Raw genomic sequence first — 16,480 nt, forward strand, 5'->3', positions numbered from 1 at the left:
CCCGGCATCACGGCCTCTTGACTGGCCGCCGCGGGCCTACTGGAATGTGGCGAACGTCGCGGGAAGGGACGAAGCGGTGGGCCTGCGTGTCCTTGCGGTGGACGACGAGCCGCCCGCGCTGGACGACCTCGTCCACCTGCTGGGCGCCGACCCGCGGATCGGCGAGATCCAGACGGCCCGGGACGGCGCCGCCGCGCTGCGCAAGCTCGATCGGGCCCTCGCCGACGGACGTCCCATCGCCGCCGTCTTCCTCGACATCCGGATGCCCGGCCTGGACGGCACCGTGCTCGGCCGCGTCCTCGCCCAGTTCGCCCGCGCGCCGCAGATCGTCTTCGTCACCGCCTACGAGGGGCACGCCGTCGACGCGTTCGAGATCAAGGCGACCGACTACCTCCTCAAGCCGGTGCGGCCGGAGCGGCTCGGCCTGGCGATCACGCGGGTGACCGAGGCCGCCGAGGAGACCGGCTGGGCGGACGCCGCCGACGTCCCGGCCCCCGCCGAACCCGAGCCGATGCCCGTCGAGCTGGGCGGAGTGACCCGGTTCGTCACCCCCGCCGAGGTGCGCTACGTCGAGGCGCAGGGCGACTACGCGCGGCTGCACACGTCCGGCGGCAGCCATCTGGTGCGCATCCCGCTGAACTCGCTCAGCGAGCGATGGAGCGGCGCCGGGTTCGTCCGGGTGCACCGCAGCCACCTGGTGGCGCTGTCGGCGATCAGGGAGCTGCGGCTGGACTCGGGACGCTGCACGATCGTCGTCGGCGACACCGAGCTGCCGGTCGCCCGCAGGCACGTGCGGGAGCTGCGCGACCTGCTCGTCCGCAGAGCGAGGCGGTCCAGCTGAGCGCCGCGCAAGAGCGGCGCCCCGGAGAAGGGCGGCGTCCTGGGGAAGAGCGGCGTCCTGGAGAAGGGCGGCGGGGGATCGCGCCCGGCCGGACGCGGGTGACCGGGCCGCGGACCCGGACCGTCCGGCGCCCCCGCTATCCGGTGACCCGGGAGATCGACGAGCAGACCGGGCTCGGGGAGGCGTACATGCGCTCGCTGGTGCGCGCCCAGCTGCGGCTCGCGGCCCGGCTGTGCCTCGTGCTCGCCGTCGTGGTGATCGGGCTGCCCATGCTGTTCGCGCTGGTCCCCGACGCGCGCGAGCAGAGGGTGCTCGGCCTGCCGCTGCCGTGGGTGGTGCTCGGCGGGCTGATCTACCCGTGGTTCGTCGTCTGCGGCTGGTGGTACGTCCGGCAGGCCGAACGCAACGAGGACGACTTCGCCGACCTCGTCGACCGCGCCGACCAGCCCACCGGGGACCGGCCGTGAACGCCGCCTACGGGCTGGCGGGCGTCCTGCTGGTCGTCGCCGCCACCGTGCTCATCGGCGTGCTCGGGGTGCGGATCTCCCGCACCACGTCCGACTTCTACGTGGCGTCCCGGGCGGTGACGCCGCTGCGGAACGCGTCCGCGATCGGCGGCGAGTACCTGTCGGCGGCCTCGTTCCTCGGCATCGCCGGGCTGGTCCTGGCGTACGGCGCCGACATGCTGTGGCTTCCGGTCGGCTGGACGGGCGGGTACCTGGTCCTGCTCGTCCTGGTGTCGGCGCCGCTGCGCCGCTCCGGGGCCTACACGCTGCCCGACTTCGCCGAGGCGCGGCTGGAGTCGATGGCGGTGCGCCGCGCCGCCAGCGTCCTCGTCGTGCTGATCAGCTGGCTCTACCTGCTGCCGCAGTTCCAGAGCGCCGGGCTGGTGCTGCGGACGGTGGCGGGCCTCCCGGTGTGGACGGGCGGCGTCCTCGTCGCGGTCGTCGTCGCCGCCAACGTGCTCGGCGGCGGCATGCGCAGCGTCACCCTCGTCCAGGCGTTCCAGTACTGGATGAAGCTGACCGCCCTCGCCGTCCCGCTGGTGTTCCTGCTGCTGGCGTGGCGGGGCGACGGCGCGCCCGGCCTGTCGTCGGACGTCCCGCCGCGCTTCGCCGACCGCACGACCGTCGCGGTCGGCGTCGCGGTCACGGTGAACGTCACCACGCCGCTCCAGGTCGTCGTGGACGGGCATGTCGACGGGCGCCGCTACGCGGGCGTCCCGCTGACCCTGGGCCCGGGGCCGCACCGCATCGAGCAGGACACGTCCGTCACCTTCCCGGCCGGCGCCGACGTCCCGCACGTCAGCGGACGTCCCGTCACCACGGACCGGGAATGGGCGATGCCGCTCGACGGGCGCGACCATTCCCTGTACGCGACGTACTCGCTGATCCTCGCCACGTTCCTCGGGACGATGGGGCTCCCGCACGTCCTCGTCCGCTTCTACACCAACCCCGACGGGCGGGCCGCGCGCCGCACGACCGTGATGGTCCTGTCGCTGCTCGGCGCGTTCTACCTGCTTCCCGCGCTGTACGGGGTGCTCGGCCGCCTCTACACCCCCGAGCTGCTGATGACCGGCCGGGCGGACGCCGTCGTCCTCACCCTGCCCGGACGGCTGATCGGCGGGCTCGGCGGCGACCTCCTCGGCGCGCTGGTGACCGGGGGCGCGGTCGCGGCGTTCCTGTCGACGTCGTCCGGCATCACCGTGTCCGTCGCCGGGGTGCTGGCGCAGGACATCCTGCGCGGCGGGGTCCGGTCGTTCCGCGTCGGGACGCTGCTCGCGCTCGTGGTGCCGCTCGCGCTGGCGATCGCCGCGCGCTCCCTCGCCGTCGCGGACGTGGTGGGGCTCGCCTTCGCCGTCGCCGCGTCCACGTTCTGCCCGCTGCTCGTCCTCGGCGTCTGGTGGCGGCGGCTCACCGTCCCGGGCGCGCTCGCCGGGCTCGTCACCGGCGGCCTGCTCGCGGGCACCGCCGTCATCGTGACGATCGCGGCGGGGCCGCCGTCCGGGCTCGCGGGCGCGCTGCTCGCCCAGCCCGCCGCCTGGACGGTCCCGATCGCCTTCACCGTCATGATCGCCGTGTCGCTGTGCACGCAGCGGCGGGTGCCGCCGGGCGTCGCCCGCATGATGGTGCGCCTGCACACCCCCGAGTCCCTGGACGTCGACCGGGGCACCTGGCGGCCCCGCCGGGTGTGACGCGACCCCCTGGGTGTTGTGGCGGGTGCCGCGAGGAGGCGACCGTTCATCGCGCCAGAGCGACCGTTCGTCGACGGGTTCCGCATCCCGTCGATGATGAGCGGCACCTTGCCGCAGGCTTCGCGTCGAACCCTCGTTCCCTCCCAGCTGGCTCTTTACGGTGGCGCGTGATTGGCGTCACAACAGAGGAGGAGCGGTCGTGTCCGTCGATAAGAGCGCCACCGGCACCGTGTACGAACGGTTCCAGGGCAGCGCGGAGTTCCAGGAACTCCGCCTCAGATTCCGCCGATTCGCATTCCCCATGACCGCCGCGTTCCTCAGCTGGTACCTGCTCTACGTCGTCCTGTCCGGATGGGCGCGCGGCTTCATGGGCACCGAGCTGGTCGGCTCCATCAACGTCGCCCTCGTCTTCGGGCTGCTGCAGTTCGTGTCCACGTTCGCCATCGCGTACCTGTACTCGCGGCACGCCGGACGCCGCCTCGACCCGCTCGCCGACAAGGTGCGCGGCGACATCGAGGCCGAAGGGACGCACGCCGCGGAGACCGCCGGGACGACCGGGACCGCCGAGACCGCGGAGGACGCCCGATGAGCGACGAGACCCTGTCCATCACCCTGTTCCTGGTGTTCGTGGCCGCCACCCTCGCGATCACCGTGTGGGCGAGCCGCAACACCAAGAACGCCACCGACTTCTACGCCGGCGGACGCTCGTTCTCCGGCGCGCAGAACGGCCTCGCGATCGGCGGGGACTACATGTCCGCCGCGTCCTTCCTCGGGATCGCCGGGCTCATCGCGCTGTACGGCTACGACGGGTTCCTCTACTCGATCGGGTTCCTCGTCGCCTGGCTCGTCGCGCTGCTGCTGGTCGCCGAGCTGCTGCGGAACTCCGGCCGGTTCACGATGGCGGACGTGCTGGCGTTCCGGATGAGCCCGCGCCCCGTGCGCACCGCCGCCGGCGTCTCCACCATCGTCGTGTCGATCTTCTACCTGCTGGCGCAGATGGTCGGCGCGGGCGCGCTCGTCTCGCTGCTGTTCGGCTTCACCAGCGACTTCGCGAAGGGCGCGACGATCGCGCTCGTCGGCGTCCTGATGATCGTGTACGTGGTGTTCGGCGGGATGAAGGGCACCACCTGGGTGCAGATCGTCAAGGCCGTCCTGCTGATGACCGGCGCGGCCCTCATCACGGTGCTGGTGCTCGGCAAGTTCGGCTTCAACCTCTCCTCGCTGCTGGACGACGCCGCCGCCCAGAGCGGCAAGGGCGACGCGTTCCTGGAGCCCGGCCTCCGCTACGCCACCGAGGACTCCGGCCTCACCGGCAAGCTCGACCTGATCAGCCTCGGCCTCGCGCTCGTGCTCGGCACCGCCGGTCTGCCGCACATCCTGATCCGCTTCTACACCGTCCCGACCGCCCGCGACGCCCGCAAGTCCGTCATGTGGGGCATCGGGCTCATCGGGGTCTTCTACCTGTTCACCCTGGTGCTCGGCTTCGGCGCCGCCGCGCTCGTCGGCTCCAAGGAGATCGCCGAGGTCAACGCGGCCGGCAACACGGCGGCGCCGCAGCTCGCCGAGCGCATCGGCGAGATCGTCTTCGGCTCCGCGGGCGGCACGATCCTCCTCGCGGTGATCGCCGCCGTCGCGTTCGCGACGATCCTCGCGGTCGTGGCGGGCCTCACCCTCGCCTCGTCCTCGTCCTTCTCCCACGACCTGTACGCGCACGTGTTCCGCAAGGGCAAGGCCACCGAGCGGGACGAGGTCCGCGTCGCGCGCATCTCCGCGCTGGTGATCGGGGCCGTCTCCATCGTCCTCGGCATCTACGCGCAGCGCCTCAACGTCGCGTTCCTCGTCGCCCTCGCGTTCGCGGTCGCCGCGTCCGGGAACCTGCCCGCGATCCTCTACAGCCTGTTCTGGAAGCGGTTCAACACCACCGGCGCCGTCTCCGCCATCTACGGCGGCCTCGGCTCGGCGATCTTCCTGGTCGCGTTCTCGCCGGTCGTGTCCGGCGACGAGAAGGCGCTGTTCACCGACCACGACTGGAGCTGGTTCCCGCTCAGCAATCCGGGCCTGCTGTCCATCCCGATCGGCTTCCTGTGCGGGTTCCTCGGAACCATCGTCAGCAAGGAGTTCAACGCGGCCAAGTACGCCGAGATCGAGGTCCGCTCCCTGACGGGCGCGGGCGCCGAACCGGCCGCGAAGGACTAGACCCGCCGCGCGGGCGACCCTCGCCCGGCCCCGTTCAACGTCTGGGGATACAACCGGCGCTCGCCCGGTTCGAGCTGGTCGCGTACCGACCCGGTGTACGACACGCCGCCGCGGCCGCTGCCGGTGGTCGATCCGGCGCGCGGCGTTCACGGCGAGCTGCCGATGCCGTACGCGCCGCTGGTGATGGAGTTCGCCGAGTTCCATCCGGCGGCGCGAGTGGCCGAGTGGCTGAACGCGCTCAAGGCCCGGCATCCCTGGAACTTCCACGGTGAGACCGCCCGCCAGATCGCGGTCATGACGCAGAGCCTCGAAGAACTGCGCGGATTCCTGTTCCGGCAGGCGGACGTCCTCGCGGGCGCCTGGTCGGATCGGGCCTCTCCGCTGGCGCAGGCGAAACTCCAGCAGATCGATGCCACGACCGGAAGCCTGGCCGCCTTCGGCGAGCGGGTGTCGGGCCTGGAGGCGCGGGTGAGCCGGTTCCTCGGCGAGAGCCTGGTGGCGATGCCGTCCGGCGACCTTTCGGCGGGCCGGCATGCGGCGCCGCACTTCAGCTCGGTCTTCCACTCGATCACCAGCCACTACCGGGACGTCATCGGCCTGTATCCGCGGTCCTGGGCCTTCGATCTCCCCTTCGGCGGGATCGAGCCGCCCGACGCGTCCCCCTCCGCCCCGATGCTTCCCCCGCCGGGCCCGGCGCCGGCCCCGGGCCCGCCCGCCTCGCGTCCTCCGCCGGTCATGCCGACGGGCATCTACCAGCCCCCGGCGAACGAGAATCCGGGAACGGTGCCGCCGGTGCTCGGCTGACGCCGCTCCCCGGGTGGGAGTCCTTTCCGCTGGCGGGGATGGGGTTTGATGGAGTGCCGTGCACAAGATCTACCGTTGGAGGTGCACGGTGACTTCGGCGGGGGACGGTCCGGGCCCCGTCCGGCAGGAGGTGCGATGGGGTACGGGAAGTCTGCTAAGCGCGGCATGGTGCTGCTCGCCGGGGGGCTGGTGCTGCTGGCGGGCATCGCGTTGCTGATCCTGCCCGGTCCCGGGATGCTGCTGGTGCTGGCCGGGCTGCTCATCCTCGCGCGCGAGTTCCCGGCCGTGGACCGCTACGTCGAGCCGGTCCGGGACCGGGCGATCCAGGCGGCCGAGGAGAGCGTGCGGTCGTGGTGGAGGCTGACGGGTTCGATCCTGACGGGGCTGGCCCTGATCGGGGCGGGGGTCGCGTGGGGGCTGGTGGAGGAGCTGCCGTTCTCGGGGTGGAGCACGGGCTCGGGTCTCATACTGTCCGGGTTCATCCTCTTCGGGCTGTTGTACTGGAGCCACCGGAGGGTCAAGGCGGGGAAAGCGAAGTGAAGCCGGGCGGCCGGACGAGACGCCGGCGGCCCGCCGCGGTGAACGCGGTGGCCCTGCCGTCGTGGGTCAAGTCGCCCGGGCCGGTCGCGCACGGGATGCGGTGGCGGACGCCGTCATTGTCCGCGATCAGGTGGACGACCGGGGAGCCCTCGTCCACGTCCCGGATCACGACCGTCCCGGTGACGGCCAGATTGGGGCCGTCCCAGGCGACCGCCTTCAGGGCGGACCGCAGCACCGGCAGTAGTAGCAGTCGTAGTCGGCGAGGACGGACACTCCGCTCGCGTTCAGGTACGCGCCCGCCGTGACGGGCTTCCGGGGGGCCTGATCTCCGGGGCGGCGCGCCGGCGCCTCAGCGCGTCCGCCACGGGTCTCGCGAAAAGACGCGGCCCCTTTGATCCGTGGCCCGGGCGTCGCCGTGCAATGGGTATGGGCATCGTTCTTCGTATTCTCGTGGCCGCCGGACTCGCGGCCGACGCCATCGTGCACTGGCAGTTCGCGCCGGACATGGCCCCCGGGCCGAACACCCCGGGCGACGTCATCCCCGGCGACGACCTCTTCCGCGCCCAGGCCGTCGCGGCGGCCGTGGCCGCCGTCCTGGTGCTGGTGTGGGCGCGCAAATGGACCTACGCGATCGCGTTCGTCGTCGCGGCGAGCGCCGCCGGCGCCGTGCTGCTGTACTACTTCGTCGACTTCGGGCAGCTCGGGCCGATCCCGCGCATGTACGACCCGCAGTGGTACGGCGACAAGACGATCAGCTTCGCCGGGGAGGCCGTCGCCGCCATCGCCGCACTGATCGGCTTCTTCACCGTCGGCCGGAGGGAGCCGGTGGAATCGCGTTCCACCGGCGCCCCCGTGGGGTGAGACCCGGTTCGCCGCATGTCACGCGTACTGGGCGCCCGCGTGGACGACGGCCGGCTCCGTCACCCGTCCGCAGTCGCGGCGACGAAACGCTGGGTGAGGCGGCCGACCCCCTCCAGTTCGCTGACCAGCTCCTCGCCCGGACGGATGAAGCGCTTCGGCGAGCGGGCGTTGCCGACCCCCGACGGCGTCCCGGTGAAGACGAGGTCGCCCGGGAACAGGCGGCACACCCGCGACAGCCGGACGAGCAGCTCGGGAACGTCGTAGATCATCGCCGAGGTGCGCGCGCTCTGCACCGTCTCGCCGGACAGGGCGCACGAGATGGCCAGGTCGGACGGGTCGTCGAACTCGTCCGGCGTGACCAGCCAGGGGCCGGTCGGGCCGAAGTTCGGGAACGACTTGGCCAGGCTGAACTGCGGCTTGGCCCCGGCGAGCTGCGACGTCCGTTCGGAGAGGTCCTGGCCGAGCGTGATGCCCGCGACGTGGTCCCAGGCGTCCTCCCGCCGGACGCGGACGGTGTCCCGGGACACCGCGACCACCATCTCGACCTCCCAGTCCACGGTGCCGGACGGCAGCTCGACCTCGCAGACCGGCCCGGCCAGGCAGCCGGGGAACTTGGTGAACGTCACGGGCGCCGACTCCGGCGGGTATCCGGCCTCGCTCGCGTGCGCCGCGTAGTTGATGCCGATCGCGAACACCTGGGGCGGGCGGGGCACGGGCGGCCCCAGCTCCTCGACCGCGAACGGCTTGCCCCGCGCCAGGGCGAGCGACGCGCTCCAGTCGAGCGAAGCGCTCCAGGCGCGGAACGCGTCCCACTCGGCGAAGACGGCCTGCGGATCGGCGGAGAAGCGGCCTTCGCTGGCCTCGGCGACGTCCACCGCCATGGCCCCGGCGACGACGACGAGGCGTCCGCGCAGGTTGGCGAGCCTCACCAGTCGACCTTGTCCGGCGCGGGCTCGCCGTGCGCGTCCTGCCAGGAGACCACCGGGTTGCGCAGCGTCCCGATGCCCTCGATCTCGGCCTCCACGACGTCCCCGGGACGAAGGTAGAAGTCGAACGGGTTCGGCTGGACGGCCGCGACGCCCGAGACGGTGCCCGTCGTGATGATGTCGCCCGCGCTGTAGGTCTGCGGCGAGTGGTAGGCGACCAGGTGCGGGATCGACACCCGCATCTGCTTGGTGTGCCCGGTCTGCCGCACGTCCCCGTTCACCCGCAACTGCATCGCGAGGTCCTGCATGTCGTCGATCTCGTCGGCGGTGACGATCCACGGCCCGATCGGGCAGAACGTCTCGATCGCCTTGCTGAACGAGAACACGCCGGACTCCATCTCGCGGCGCTGGATGTCGCGGGCCGTGATGTCGTTGAACACCGTGAACCCGGCGATGTGCTCCAGCGCCTCCTCGGGCCCGAAGAACTTGCCGGGCTTGCCGATGACGACGGCCAGCTCGAGCTCGTAGTCCAGCTCCCGGGTGAGGTGCTCCGGATAGACGATCGGGTCGTCCGGGCCGATGATCGCGTCCACGTTCTGGAAGAACACGATGCCCTTGTGCACCGGATGCGACCAGTTGACCGCCTGCAGCTCCTCGTGGTGGTCGGCGAAGTTGCCGGCCGTGTGGAAGAACTTCTTCGGCCGGATGGGGGCGCGGAGCCGGACGTCCGCCAGCTTCAGCCGCTCCCCGGTCTCGGCGGCGGTCCCGCCGCGCTCGAAGAACGCCCGCGTGGACGGGACGTCCAGCTCGATGACGTCGTCGCCGTCCAGCCGCCCGACCCGGCCCTCGTCAAAAGTGATCAGTTTCATTCGGCGGTCTCCTCTCAGGCCCCGACCATGTTGAACCCGCCGTCGGCGAGCATGTAGGCGCCCGTGATGTGGGACGCGTCCTCGGTGGCGAGGAAAAGGGCGGTGCCCGCGACCACCTCGGGCGGCGGGATCGTGCCCATCGGGGTCTGTGCGATGAGCTTCTCGCGGCGGCCCGACTTCCAGTCCTCGCGTTCCAGCGTGGCGCCGGTCTCCATGAAGCCCGGGGCGAACGTGTTGACGCGGACGGACGGCGCGAACGCCGCCGCGTACGACTTGGTGATGCCGAGCAGCCCGTACTTGGCGGCGGCGTACTGCGGAGCCCGCGCGCTACCGCGCACGACCACGGTGGAGCCGATGTTCACGATCGCGCCGTGGCCCTGCTCCAGCATCCGGGAGCCGAACTCGTGGGTCATCAGGAGCGTGCCCTTGACGTCCACGTCGATGACGCGGTCGAGGGACTCCTGCGTCAGCTCGCGCCACGACATCTGCTCGGTCGCCACGTCCCCGACGTTGTTCACCAGGACGTCCAGCGTGCCCGCCTGCTCGAACACCTCGTCGGCGAGCCCGCGGATCGCCTCCCAGGACGAGATGTCGGCCTGCACGACGAACGCCTCGGCACCGGCCTCGCGGACGCGCTCGGCCGTCCGCTCCGCGCCCTGCTTCGAGCTGTTGTAGTGGACGCCGACCCGCGCTCCCTCCTGCGCCGCGCGGACGGCGATCTCGGCGCCGAACCCGGTGCCGGCCCCGGTGACCAGCACCGTCTTGCCGGCGAACCGCGGGAAGATCTTCTGTTCCGTGCTCATGAGTTCTCCTAGACCAGCGTGCGGCCGCCGTCGACGTACATGACGTGCCCGGTCATGAACGACGCCTGCGGCGAGGAAAGGAACAGGATCGGGCCGACGACCTCGGCCGCCGTGCCCAGCCGCCCGGCCGGGACCAGGCGCACCAGATCATCGCGGACGCCGGGCCGCGCGAGGTACTCGGCGGTCAGCGGCGTCTCGACGTAGCCGGGCGCGACCGCGTTCACGGTGACGCCGTGGCAGGCCCACTCGGCGGCCATGACCCGCATCATCTGGTTCATGCCGCCCTTGGACGCGGCGTAGGGGCCGTGCTTCTTGTGCGCGAGATGCCCGGACACCGACGACAGGAAGACGATGCGCCCGCCGCCCGCCGCCACCATGTGCCGCCCGGCCTCCTGCGCCGCGCCGAACGCGGTGGACAGGTTGGTGCGGAGCATCGAGTCCCATTCGGCCTCGGTGAACTCCAGGATGGGCCGGCGGTCGTTGACGCCGACGCAGTGGAGCAGCACGTCGAGCCCGCCCATGATCTCCACCGCCCGCCGGACGGCGGCGGCGCCCGCGCCCGGCTCGGTCAGGTCGGCGGACAGGGGGTGCGGGCTCGTCCCGTCCGGGCCCGCGGGCAGGGCGTCGAGCCGCGCGGCGTCGCGGTCGACGACCGTGACGGCGGCCCCGGCGCCGAGATAGCCGCGGACGCACTCCGCGCCGATCCCGCCCGCGCCGAGGACGAGCACCCGTGCGCCGCGCAGGCCCAGCCAGTCGGTCGCCGTGTCCTGGGACGCGTGAGTCGTCGGTGACCCGTCAGCCACTTGCGGTTCCTCGCCTTCGCAGGTACTTTCATTTAGTGAAAGCTACTTTTATCAACCAAGAGTACTGGTTGCGGGGATCATGACGTCAAGCGGCCGGTCGCGGTACCACATCGCGGCGCTCGCGAAGGGGCTGCAGGTGCTGAGCCTGTTCGACGGGCCGACGCTGTCCCTGCGCACCAGCGACATCGCCGCCCTGACCGGCATCCCGATGCCGACGGCGTTCCGGATCGTCGCCACGCTGGAGGACCTCGGCTATCTGGAGCGGCGGCAGGACGGGTCCGTCCAGCCCGGGGTCAAGGTGCTGACGCTCGGCTCGGCGGCGATGCGGGGGTCGAGCCTGGTGCAGCTCAGCGACCGTCCGCTGCGGCTGCTGGCGGAGGCGACGGGGGAGACGGTCAACCTCGGCGTCCTGGTCGAGGACCGCGTCCTCTACCTCGCCCGGCTGCGCAATGCCGACCTGGTCACGGCCAACGTGCACGTGGGCTCGACGCTGCCCGCGCCCTACACGTCCATGGGCAAGCTCCTGCTCGCCTACCTGCCGCAGGACGACCTGGACCGCCGCATCACCGAAGCGTCCCTCACCCCTGGCGCCGGGCCTAACGCCGTCTCGGACGTCACCGAACTACGCGCCCAGTTGGACGAGATCCGCCGCAACGGCTACGCCGTCCAGGACCAGGAACTCGCGCAGGGACTGCGGTCGGTCTCGGTACCGGTGTTCGGGGCGGACGACGCTCCGGCCGCCGCGGTGAACGTGGCCGTGTCCGCGATGCGCCGATCCGAGGCCGACCTGCACGGCGAGATCCTCGACCGGCTGCGCGAGACCGCCGACGACATCAGCACCAGACTCAGGACGCGCTGACCCTGTGCACGTTGACCTGAGTGCGCGATGACCACGAGGACGCGATGACCGCGAGGACCCGATGACCGCGAGGACAGGAGCCGCGATGACGAGGCAGCACGCATTCACGCCCGGAGAGCTCGACGGCGACCGTCTGGCCGTCTACACGTCGATCACCGAAGGGCCGCGCGCCAAGGGGCCGCGGCTGTTCGACCTGGTCTCGGAGTCGGGCACGCTGCTCGGCCCCTTCAACGAGTTCCTGCTGCGGCCCGCGCTGGGGGACGCCCTGCAACGCCTCGGCGCCGCCATCCGCTACGAGGGCTCCCTCAGCGGACGGGCCCGCGAGATGGCGATCCTCGTCGTGGCCGCCGCCTGGGACAGCGAGTTTGAGCGCACCGCCCACGAGGCCGTCGGCCGGTCGGCCGGCCTCACCGAGGCGGAGCTCGCGGCCATCGCCGCCCAGGCCCCCCTCGAACTGGACGACCCGCACGAGGCCGCCGTCCTGCGCCTCGCCCGGGCCCTCGCCGGCGGCGACGTGGACGACGGGACATGGGCGTCCTGCGTCCCGCCCCTGGACCGCGAAACCGTCTTCGAGCTGACCACCCTCGTCGGCTACTACTCCACCCTCGCCCTCCAGATGCGCGCCTTCCGCGTCTGAGTCCCAGCGTGCCGCCGGGGGGTATTGCCCATCGGGTGGCCGGTCGTCTAGAACGGCTGGCAGGGGGAGGAACGCCATGAAGGTGAAGATCGACTCAGCACGGTGCCAGGGGCACGGACGCTGCTACGACCTGGCGCCCGACCTGTTCGGCGAGGACGACGAGGGCTACGGGACGGTCCTCGGCGACGGCGTCGTGCCCGAAGGCCGGGAGCGCGACGCCCGCCTCGCGGTGCAGAACTGCCCGGAACGGGCGATCGACGTCATCGACGTCCTCAGGGAGGCGTGACATGGCCGCCGACGGCCGCTTCGACGAGGAGTACGTGCGGGCCGAGCGGGCCGACCGCCCGCTCGGCACGCGCAGCGAGGTCGTCACGGGCCCGGTCTCCGACTGGGCGACCGACTTCTCCCACCTGGAACCGGAATGGGCCGCCGACCCGTACCCGATCCAGGACGAGCTGCGGCGGCGCTGCCCGGTCGCGCGGACCGAGCGGTTCGGCGGCGGCTGGCTTCCGACCCGCTACGAGGACGTCGCGGCCATCGCCTACGACACCGACCGCTTCACCTCCCGCTCGGTCGTCATGAGCAACTTCCGGCCGCCGCGCGAGGTCGCGCCGGTGGGCGTCACGCCGCCGATCTCGTCCGACCCGCCGTTCCACCGCGACGCGCGCAAGCTGCTGCTGCCGGCGTTCAAGAAGTCCGCCGTCCAGAAGCTGGAGGCGGGGACCAGGGCGTTCTGCCACGCGCTCGTCGACTCGTTCGAGGGACGGGACGTCGTGGACGCCGCCCACGACTACGCGCAGCACATCCCGATGCGGGTCATCGCCGACATGCTGGGCTTCCCGCCCGAGGACGGCCCGCGGTTCCGCGAGTTCGTCGAGAACACCCTCGAAGGCGTCAACCTGCCGCCGGACGAGCGCATCGCCCGGATGGACAGGCTGTTCGCCTACCTCCTCGAACAGATCCGCGACCATGTCGCGAACCCGCGCGACGACCTCACCACCTACCTGATCGACGCGGAGCTGTACGGGCGCAAGCTCGAGCCGTCCCACGTCTCCGGGACGATGGCGCTCCTCCTGATCGCCGGAGTCGACACCACCTGGAGCGCGATCGGCGCGTCGCTGTGGCACCTGGCGAAGTGCCCGGCCGACCGGGAGCGCCTCGTCGCCGACCCGTCGCTGCTGCCGACCGCGATGGAGGAGTTCCTCCGCGCCTACGCGCCGGTCACGATGGCGCGGATGGTGAAGGAGGACATGCACTGGCGCGGCGTCGACATGAAGGCCGACGACTGGGTGCTGCTGTCGTTCCCGGCCGCCAACCGCGACCCGGCGCAGTTCGACCGGGCGGACGAGGTCGCCATCGACCGCGAGGTCAACCGGCACGCCGCCTTCGGCCTCGGCGTCCACCGCTGCGTCGGCTCGCACCTGGCCCGGATGGAACTGCGGGTGGCCCTGGAGGTCTGGCTCGAACGAATCCCGGTCTTCGCCCTGGACGACCCGTCGGCGGTGACGTGGGCGGCCGGGCAGGTGCGCGGCCCGCGCGCCCTCCCCGTCCGCATCGGTTAGTCCCGCTACCAGCGCGCCACGGCTACCAGGGCACCACTCCGGCGTCCTCGAAGAAGCCGCCGGTCGGGCCGCCGTCCGGGAGGCCGGCGAGCCGGATCGCGATCGCCGCGCCCTGCTGCGGTGTGCGGACGCCGCGGAACCCGTTGAGGTCGGTCGCGCAGTAGCCGGGGCATCCGGCGTTGATCAGGATGCCGGTGTCGCCCAGCTCCTTGGCGTACTGGACGGTGACCGCGTTGAGGAACGTCTTGGACGGCGCGTACGCGGCGGAGATCGGGCCGGTCTCGGCGCCGGGGACGCCCTGCCGGGCGAGGGATCCGACGCCGCTGGACATGTTCACGATCCGGGGCGATGCCGAGCGGCGCAGCAGCGGCAGCATCGCGTTGGTGACGCGGATGACGCCGATCACGTTGGTCTCCACGACCGTCCGCACGGTCTCCAGGGCGACCCTGGTCGGCTCCTGCGGCACGCCGCCGGTCACGGCCGCGTTATTGACGAGGACGTCGAGGCGCCCGGCCCGCTCCTCGATCAGCGCGGCGGCGGCCTCCACGCTCGCATCGTCGGTCACGTCGAGGGGGACTCCGAAAGCATCGACACCGTCCGCGCGCAGCTTCTCGACGGCGGCTTCCCGGCGCTCCTCGTCCCGGGCTCCGACGCCGACGCACCAGCCGAGCGCGCCCAGCCCGGCCGCGATCTCGTACCCGATTCCCTTGTTCGCGCCGGTGACCAGCGCGATCGTCTGTTCGCTCATGTCTGCATCCTGTGCGGCCCCGGGCCGGGGACTCCAACACCGTTTGGGTGGCCGGTGATACCCGCCGGGTATCGTGGCGGCATGGAGACGCGGGAGCTGCGGTACTTCGTCGCCGTCGCCGAGGAGTTGCACTTCGGCCGGGCGGCGGAGCGGCTCGGCATCGCGCAGCCGCCGCTCTCCCGGGCCATCCAGCGGCTCGAACGGCGGCTCGGCGTGACGCTGCTGGAGCGCACCAACCGCAGTGTCGCGCTGACCGGGGCCGGGCGCGTTCTCCTGCGCGAGGGACGCGCGGCCCTCGACGCGGTCAGCGCCGCCGACCGCCGCACCCGCCGCGCCGCCTGCGCCGAACCCGGCCTGGTCCTCGTCACGAAGGCCGGAGCGTCCGCGGAACTGCTGCCGAAGCTGCTCGACGCGTACGCCGCCGAACCGGGGGCCGTTCCCGTCGAGGTGCTCCTGTGCGGCCCCGGTGAGCAGGAACGGCTGCTCCGAGACGGCCGCGCCGACGTCGCGCTGCTGCACCGGCCGTTCGACTCGACGTCCGGCTTGGACACCGAGGACCTCCGCACGGAGGGCCAGGTCGTCGTCCTTCCGGCCGGGCACCCCCTCACCACCGAGCCTCACCTGCGCGTGGCCGACGTCTCCGCGCTGCCCGGCCTGCCGCTGCCCCGCTGGCCCGAACCCGACGGCACGTACTTGGACGGCCCCGGTGCGGAGGTTCGCGACCATGTGCAGCTTCTGCAACTGGTCGCTCTCGGCCGTGCCGCCGCGGTCCTTCCGGAGTCGGTCCGGACCCATCTGCATGAGGGCCTCACCGCGGTCCCGCTGCTGGACGCCCCGACGGTGACCACGGTGATCGCCTGGCCCCCGCACAGCCGGTCCCGGCCCCTCGCCACCCTGATCCGAACCGCGACCGCCCTCTGACACTGCGCGGCCGTCCAGGGCGCCACCGGGTCACGGATCAGCCGGGCCTCGGCGCCGGCGCCGCGCAGGATCTGGCCCCGAGCATGCGGTCGCCGATTCCGGGCACACTCCGCTTGAGCTGGCAGTAGCGCCTGTCGCCGCTGTTCAGGCTGATGAGCGGCATCATCGCCCAGGTCCCCCCGACAGTGTCGAAGGGTGGACATCTCATGTCCCATACGAACACGAAGACGTCCGACGTGGCCCGGACCATGCTCAGCGGCCACTTCGTCTCAGGGCCCTACGAGCGCCTCTTCCTGACTCCGGACGAAGAGGTGGAGTACGTCCACAACTACCTGACCCTGCTGGACGGCGTCCTGGAGTACAAGTTCAACATCGCCGAGTACTACAACCTCGGCGTCATCGGACTCCAGTCCGCGCTGGGGAACGTCTCCGCGGTCGTCATCGACCCGGCGGACCTGACGAAGCTCCCGACGTTCATCCAGGAGACGCGCACGATGCACGTCGTCGACTCGATCGACGGGGTCTACGAGCAGGTGGAGAAGCTCGGCGTGCCGATCCTCCAGCCCCGCACCCCGAACATTATGGGCGCCCAGGGCCGCCTGCGGCTCGCGTCCAACTACATCATCGAGATCGTCGAGACGACCAACCGGGAACTGTTCAACCCCGACCCCAAGGAGTTCGGCTACCTCTGACACCGCACCGGCGCCGCCGCACCGGCGAGGCCGGGCCAGGGGCTCGCTCCCGGCCCGGCCTCGCGCGCCTTGGTGGACGCGCGGTCAGGTCACCCGGCGAGCCTTCGGGCCAGGCGTGGCAGGAGGCGGAGCGCGTTGGTCCGGGTGACGGCGCCGCCGGTGACGCGAGCTCTGATGGCACCCGTGAGCTGGGATCCTTGACGGCGGCTGTCGGACGCCTACGC

The 16,480-nt window shown here is 72.0% G+C and carries 21 protein-coding genes; 14 read left to right on the plus strand and 7 right to left on the minus strand.

The window, feature by feature from the left end:
- Nucleotides 1-76: 76 nt before the first annotated feature.
- The 7 genes from SM418_RS11335 (at nucleotide 77) to SM418_RS11365 (ending at nucleotide 6,575) form a co-directional block, all read left to right on the plus strand.
- Nucleotides 77-841: a LytR/AlgR family response regulator transcription factor gene (locus tag SM418_RS11335; protein ID WP_371940643.1), complete on the plus strand. Its 765-nt coding sequence runs from the start codon at nucleotides 77-79 to the stop codon at nucleotides 839-841.
- Between the two features lie 98 nt (nucleotides 842-939).
- Nucleotides 940-1,308, plus strand: coding sequence for a DUF485 domain-containing protein (locus SM418_RS11340; protein ID WP_371940642.1), 369 nt, complete (start codon nucleotides 940-942; stop codon nucleotides 1,306-1,308).
- A complete protein-coding gene (locus SM418_RS11345; protein ID WP_371940641.1) occupies nucleotides 1,305-3,035 on the plus strand; it encodes a sodium/solute symporter in 1,731 nt (576 codons plus the stop codon). The genes SM418_RS11340 and SM418_RS11345 overlap by 4 nt, the downstream gene beginning before the upstream one ends.
- A gap of 199 nt (nucleotides 3,036-3,234) precedes the next feature.
- Nucleotides 3,235-3,624: a DUF485 domain-containing protein gene (locus tag SM418_RS11350; RefSeq protein ID WP_371940640.1), complete on the plus strand. Its 390-nt coding sequence runs from the start codon at nucleotides 3,235-3,237 to the stop codon at nucleotides 3,622-3,624.
- The gene (locus SM418_RS11355) at nucleotides 3,621-5,231 is read left to right on the plus strand and encodes a monocarboxylic acid transporter (RefSeq protein WP_371940639.1); all 1,611 of its coding nucleotides are present in this window, start codon (nucleotides 3,621-3,623) and stop codon (nucleotides 5,229-5,231) included. The genes SM418_RS11350 and SM418_RS11355 overlap by 4 nt, the downstream gene beginning before the upstream one ends.
- A gap of 93 nt (nucleotides 5,232-5,324) precedes the next feature.
- Entirely contained in the window at nucleotides 5,325-6,035 is a 711-nt protein-coding gene (locus tag SM418_RS11360; protein ID WP_371940638.1) for a hypothetical protein, read from the plus strand.
- 135 nt (nucleotides 6,036-6,170) lie between these two features.
- A complete protein-coding gene (locus SM418_RS11365) occupies nucleotides 6,171-6,575 on the plus strand; it encodes a PGPGW domain-containing protein (protein ID WP_371940637.1) in 405 nt (134 codons plus the stop codon).
- Here the strand turns inward: SM418_RS11365 and SM418_RS11370 are convergent.
- Nucleotides 6,553-6,810: a hypothetical protein gene (locus SM418_RS11370; protein WP_371940636.1), complete on the minus strand. Its 258-nt coding sequence runs from the start codon at nucleotides 6,808-6,810 to the stop codon at nucleotides 6,553-6,555. The genes SM418_RS11365 and SM418_RS11370 overlap by 23 nt on opposite strands.
- A 215-nt stretch (nucleotides 6,811-7,025) precedes the next feature.
- On the opposite strand from SM418_RS11370, the gene SM418_RS11375 reads away from it, so the two are divergent.
- On the plus strand, nucleotides 7,026-7,436 hold the full coding sequence (locus tag SM418_RS11375; protein WP_371940635.1) for a hypothetical protein: 411 nt from the start codon (nucleotides 7,026-7,028) through the stop codon (nucleotides 7,434-7,436).
- 59 nt (nucleotides 7,437-7,495) lie between these two features.
- Here SM418_RS11375 and SM418_RS11380 read toward each other — a convergent pair whose 3' ends face one another.
- From SM418_RS11380 to SM418_RS11395, 4 genes are read right to left on the minus strand one after another with little or no spacing between them, the layout of a single operon-like run.
- A complete protein-coding gene (locus SM418_RS11380; RefSeq protein ID WP_371940634.1) occupies nucleotides 7,496-8,365 on the minus strand; it encodes a fumarylacetoacetate hydrolase family protein in 870 nt (289 codons plus the stop codon).
- Nucleotides 8,362-9,231, minus strand: a complete 870-nt coding sequence (locus SM418_RS11385; protein WP_371940633.1) for a fumarylacetoacetate hydrolase family protein — start codon at nucleotides 9,229-9,231, stop codon at nucleotides 8,362-8,364. Before SM418_RS11385 ends, SM418_RS11380 begins: the two co-directional genes overlap by 4 nt.
- A gap of 14 nt (nucleotides 9,232-9,245) precedes the next feature.
- Nucleotides 9,246-10,034 (minus strand): SDR family NAD(P)-dependent oxidoreductase, encoded by a 789-nt coding sequence (locus SM418_RS11390; protein ID WP_371940632.1) that lies wholly within the window; start codon nucleotides 10,032-10,034, stop codon nucleotides 9,246-9,248.
- An 8-nt stretch (nucleotides 10,035-10,042) separates the two neighbouring features.
- A complete protein-coding gene (locus tag SM418_RS11395; protein ID WP_371940631.1) occupies nucleotides 10,043-10,837 on the minus strand; it encodes an SDR family NAD(P)-dependent oxidoreductase in 795 nt (264 codons plus the stop codon).
- A 79-nt stretch (nucleotides 10,838-10,916) separates the two neighbouring features.
- On the opposite strand from SM418_RS11395, the gene SM418_RS11400 reads away from it, so the two are divergent.
- The 4 genes from SM418_RS11400 (at nucleotide 10,917) to SM418_RS11415 (ending at nucleotide 13,895) form a co-directional block, all read left to right on the plus strand.
- Nucleotides 10,917-11,696, plus strand: coding sequence for an IclR family transcriptional regulator (locus SM418_RS11400; protein WP_371940630.1), 780 nt, complete (start codon nucleotides 10,917-10,919; stop codon nucleotides 11,694-11,696).
- 85 nt (nucleotides 11,697-11,781) lie between these two features.
- On the plus strand, nucleotides 11,782-12,333 hold the full coding sequence (locus SM418_RS11405; protein WP_371940629.1) for a carboxymuconolactone decarboxylase family protein: 552 nt from the start codon (nucleotides 11,782-11,784) through the stop codon (nucleotides 12,331-12,333).
- A gap of 76 nt (nucleotides 12,334-12,409) precedes the next feature.
- Entirely contained in the window at nucleotides 12,410-12,619 is a 210-nt protein-coding gene (locus SM418_RS11410) for a ferredoxin (RefSeq protein WP_371940628.1), read from the plus strand.
- Between the two features lies 1 nt (nucleotide 12,620).
- Nucleotides 12,621-13,895 carry a cytochrome P450 gene (locus SM418_RS11415; RefSeq protein ID WP_371940627.1) on the plus strand — a complete coding sequence of 425 codons (1,275 nt, stop codon included), beginning with the start codon at nucleotides 12,621-12,623 and terminating at the stop codon, nucleotides 13,893-13,895.
- Between the two features lie 22 nt (nucleotides 13,896-13,917).
- Here the strand turns inward: SM418_RS11415 and SM418_RS11420 are convergent, their stop codons facing one another.
- Nucleotides 13,918-14,643 carry an SDR family oxidoreductase gene (locus SM418_RS11420; RefSeq protein WP_371940626.1) on the minus strand — a complete coding sequence of 242 codons (726 nt, stop codon included), beginning with the start codon at nucleotides 14,641-14,643 and terminating at the stop codon, nucleotides 13,918-13,920.
- An 81-nt stretch (nucleotides 14,644-14,724) separates the two neighbouring features.
- Here SM418_RS11420 and SM418_RS11425 point away from each other — a divergent pair, with 81 nt between their 5' ends.
- The gene (locus tag SM418_RS11425) at nucleotides 14,725-15,564 is read left to right on the plus strand and encodes a LysR family transcriptional regulator (RefSeq protein WP_371940625.1); all 840 of its coding nucleotides are present in this window, start codon (nucleotides 14,725-14,727) and stop codon (nucleotides 15,562-15,564) included.
- 37 nt (nucleotides 15,565-15,601) lie between these two features.
- On the opposite strand, the gene SM418_RS11430 is transcribed toward SM418_RS11425, so the two are convergent.
- The gene (locus SM418_RS11430; RefSeq protein ID WP_371966064.1) at nucleotides 15,602-15,814 is read right to left on the minus strand and encodes a winged helix-turn-helix transcriptional regulator; all 213 of its coding nucleotides are present in this window, start codon (nucleotides 15,812-15,814) and stop codon (nucleotides 15,602-15,604) included.
- On the opposite strand from SM418_RS11430, the gene SM418_RS11435 reads away from it, so the two are divergent.
- Complete coding sequence (locus SM418_RS11435; RefSeq protein ID WP_371940624.1) at nucleotides 15,771-16,256, plus strand: hypothetical protein; 486 nt, start codon at nucleotides 15,771-15,773, stop codon at nucleotides 16,254-16,256. The genes SM418_RS11430 and SM418_RS11435 overlap by 44 nt on opposite strands.
- Nucleotides 16,257-16,480: the final 224 nt, after the last annotated feature.

Source organism: Actinomadura chokoriensis, assembly GCF_041463665.1.
GTDB classification, from domain to species: Bacteria; Actinomycetota; Actinomycetes; order Streptosporangiales; family Streptosporangiaceae; genus Spirillospora; species Spirillospora chokoriensis_A.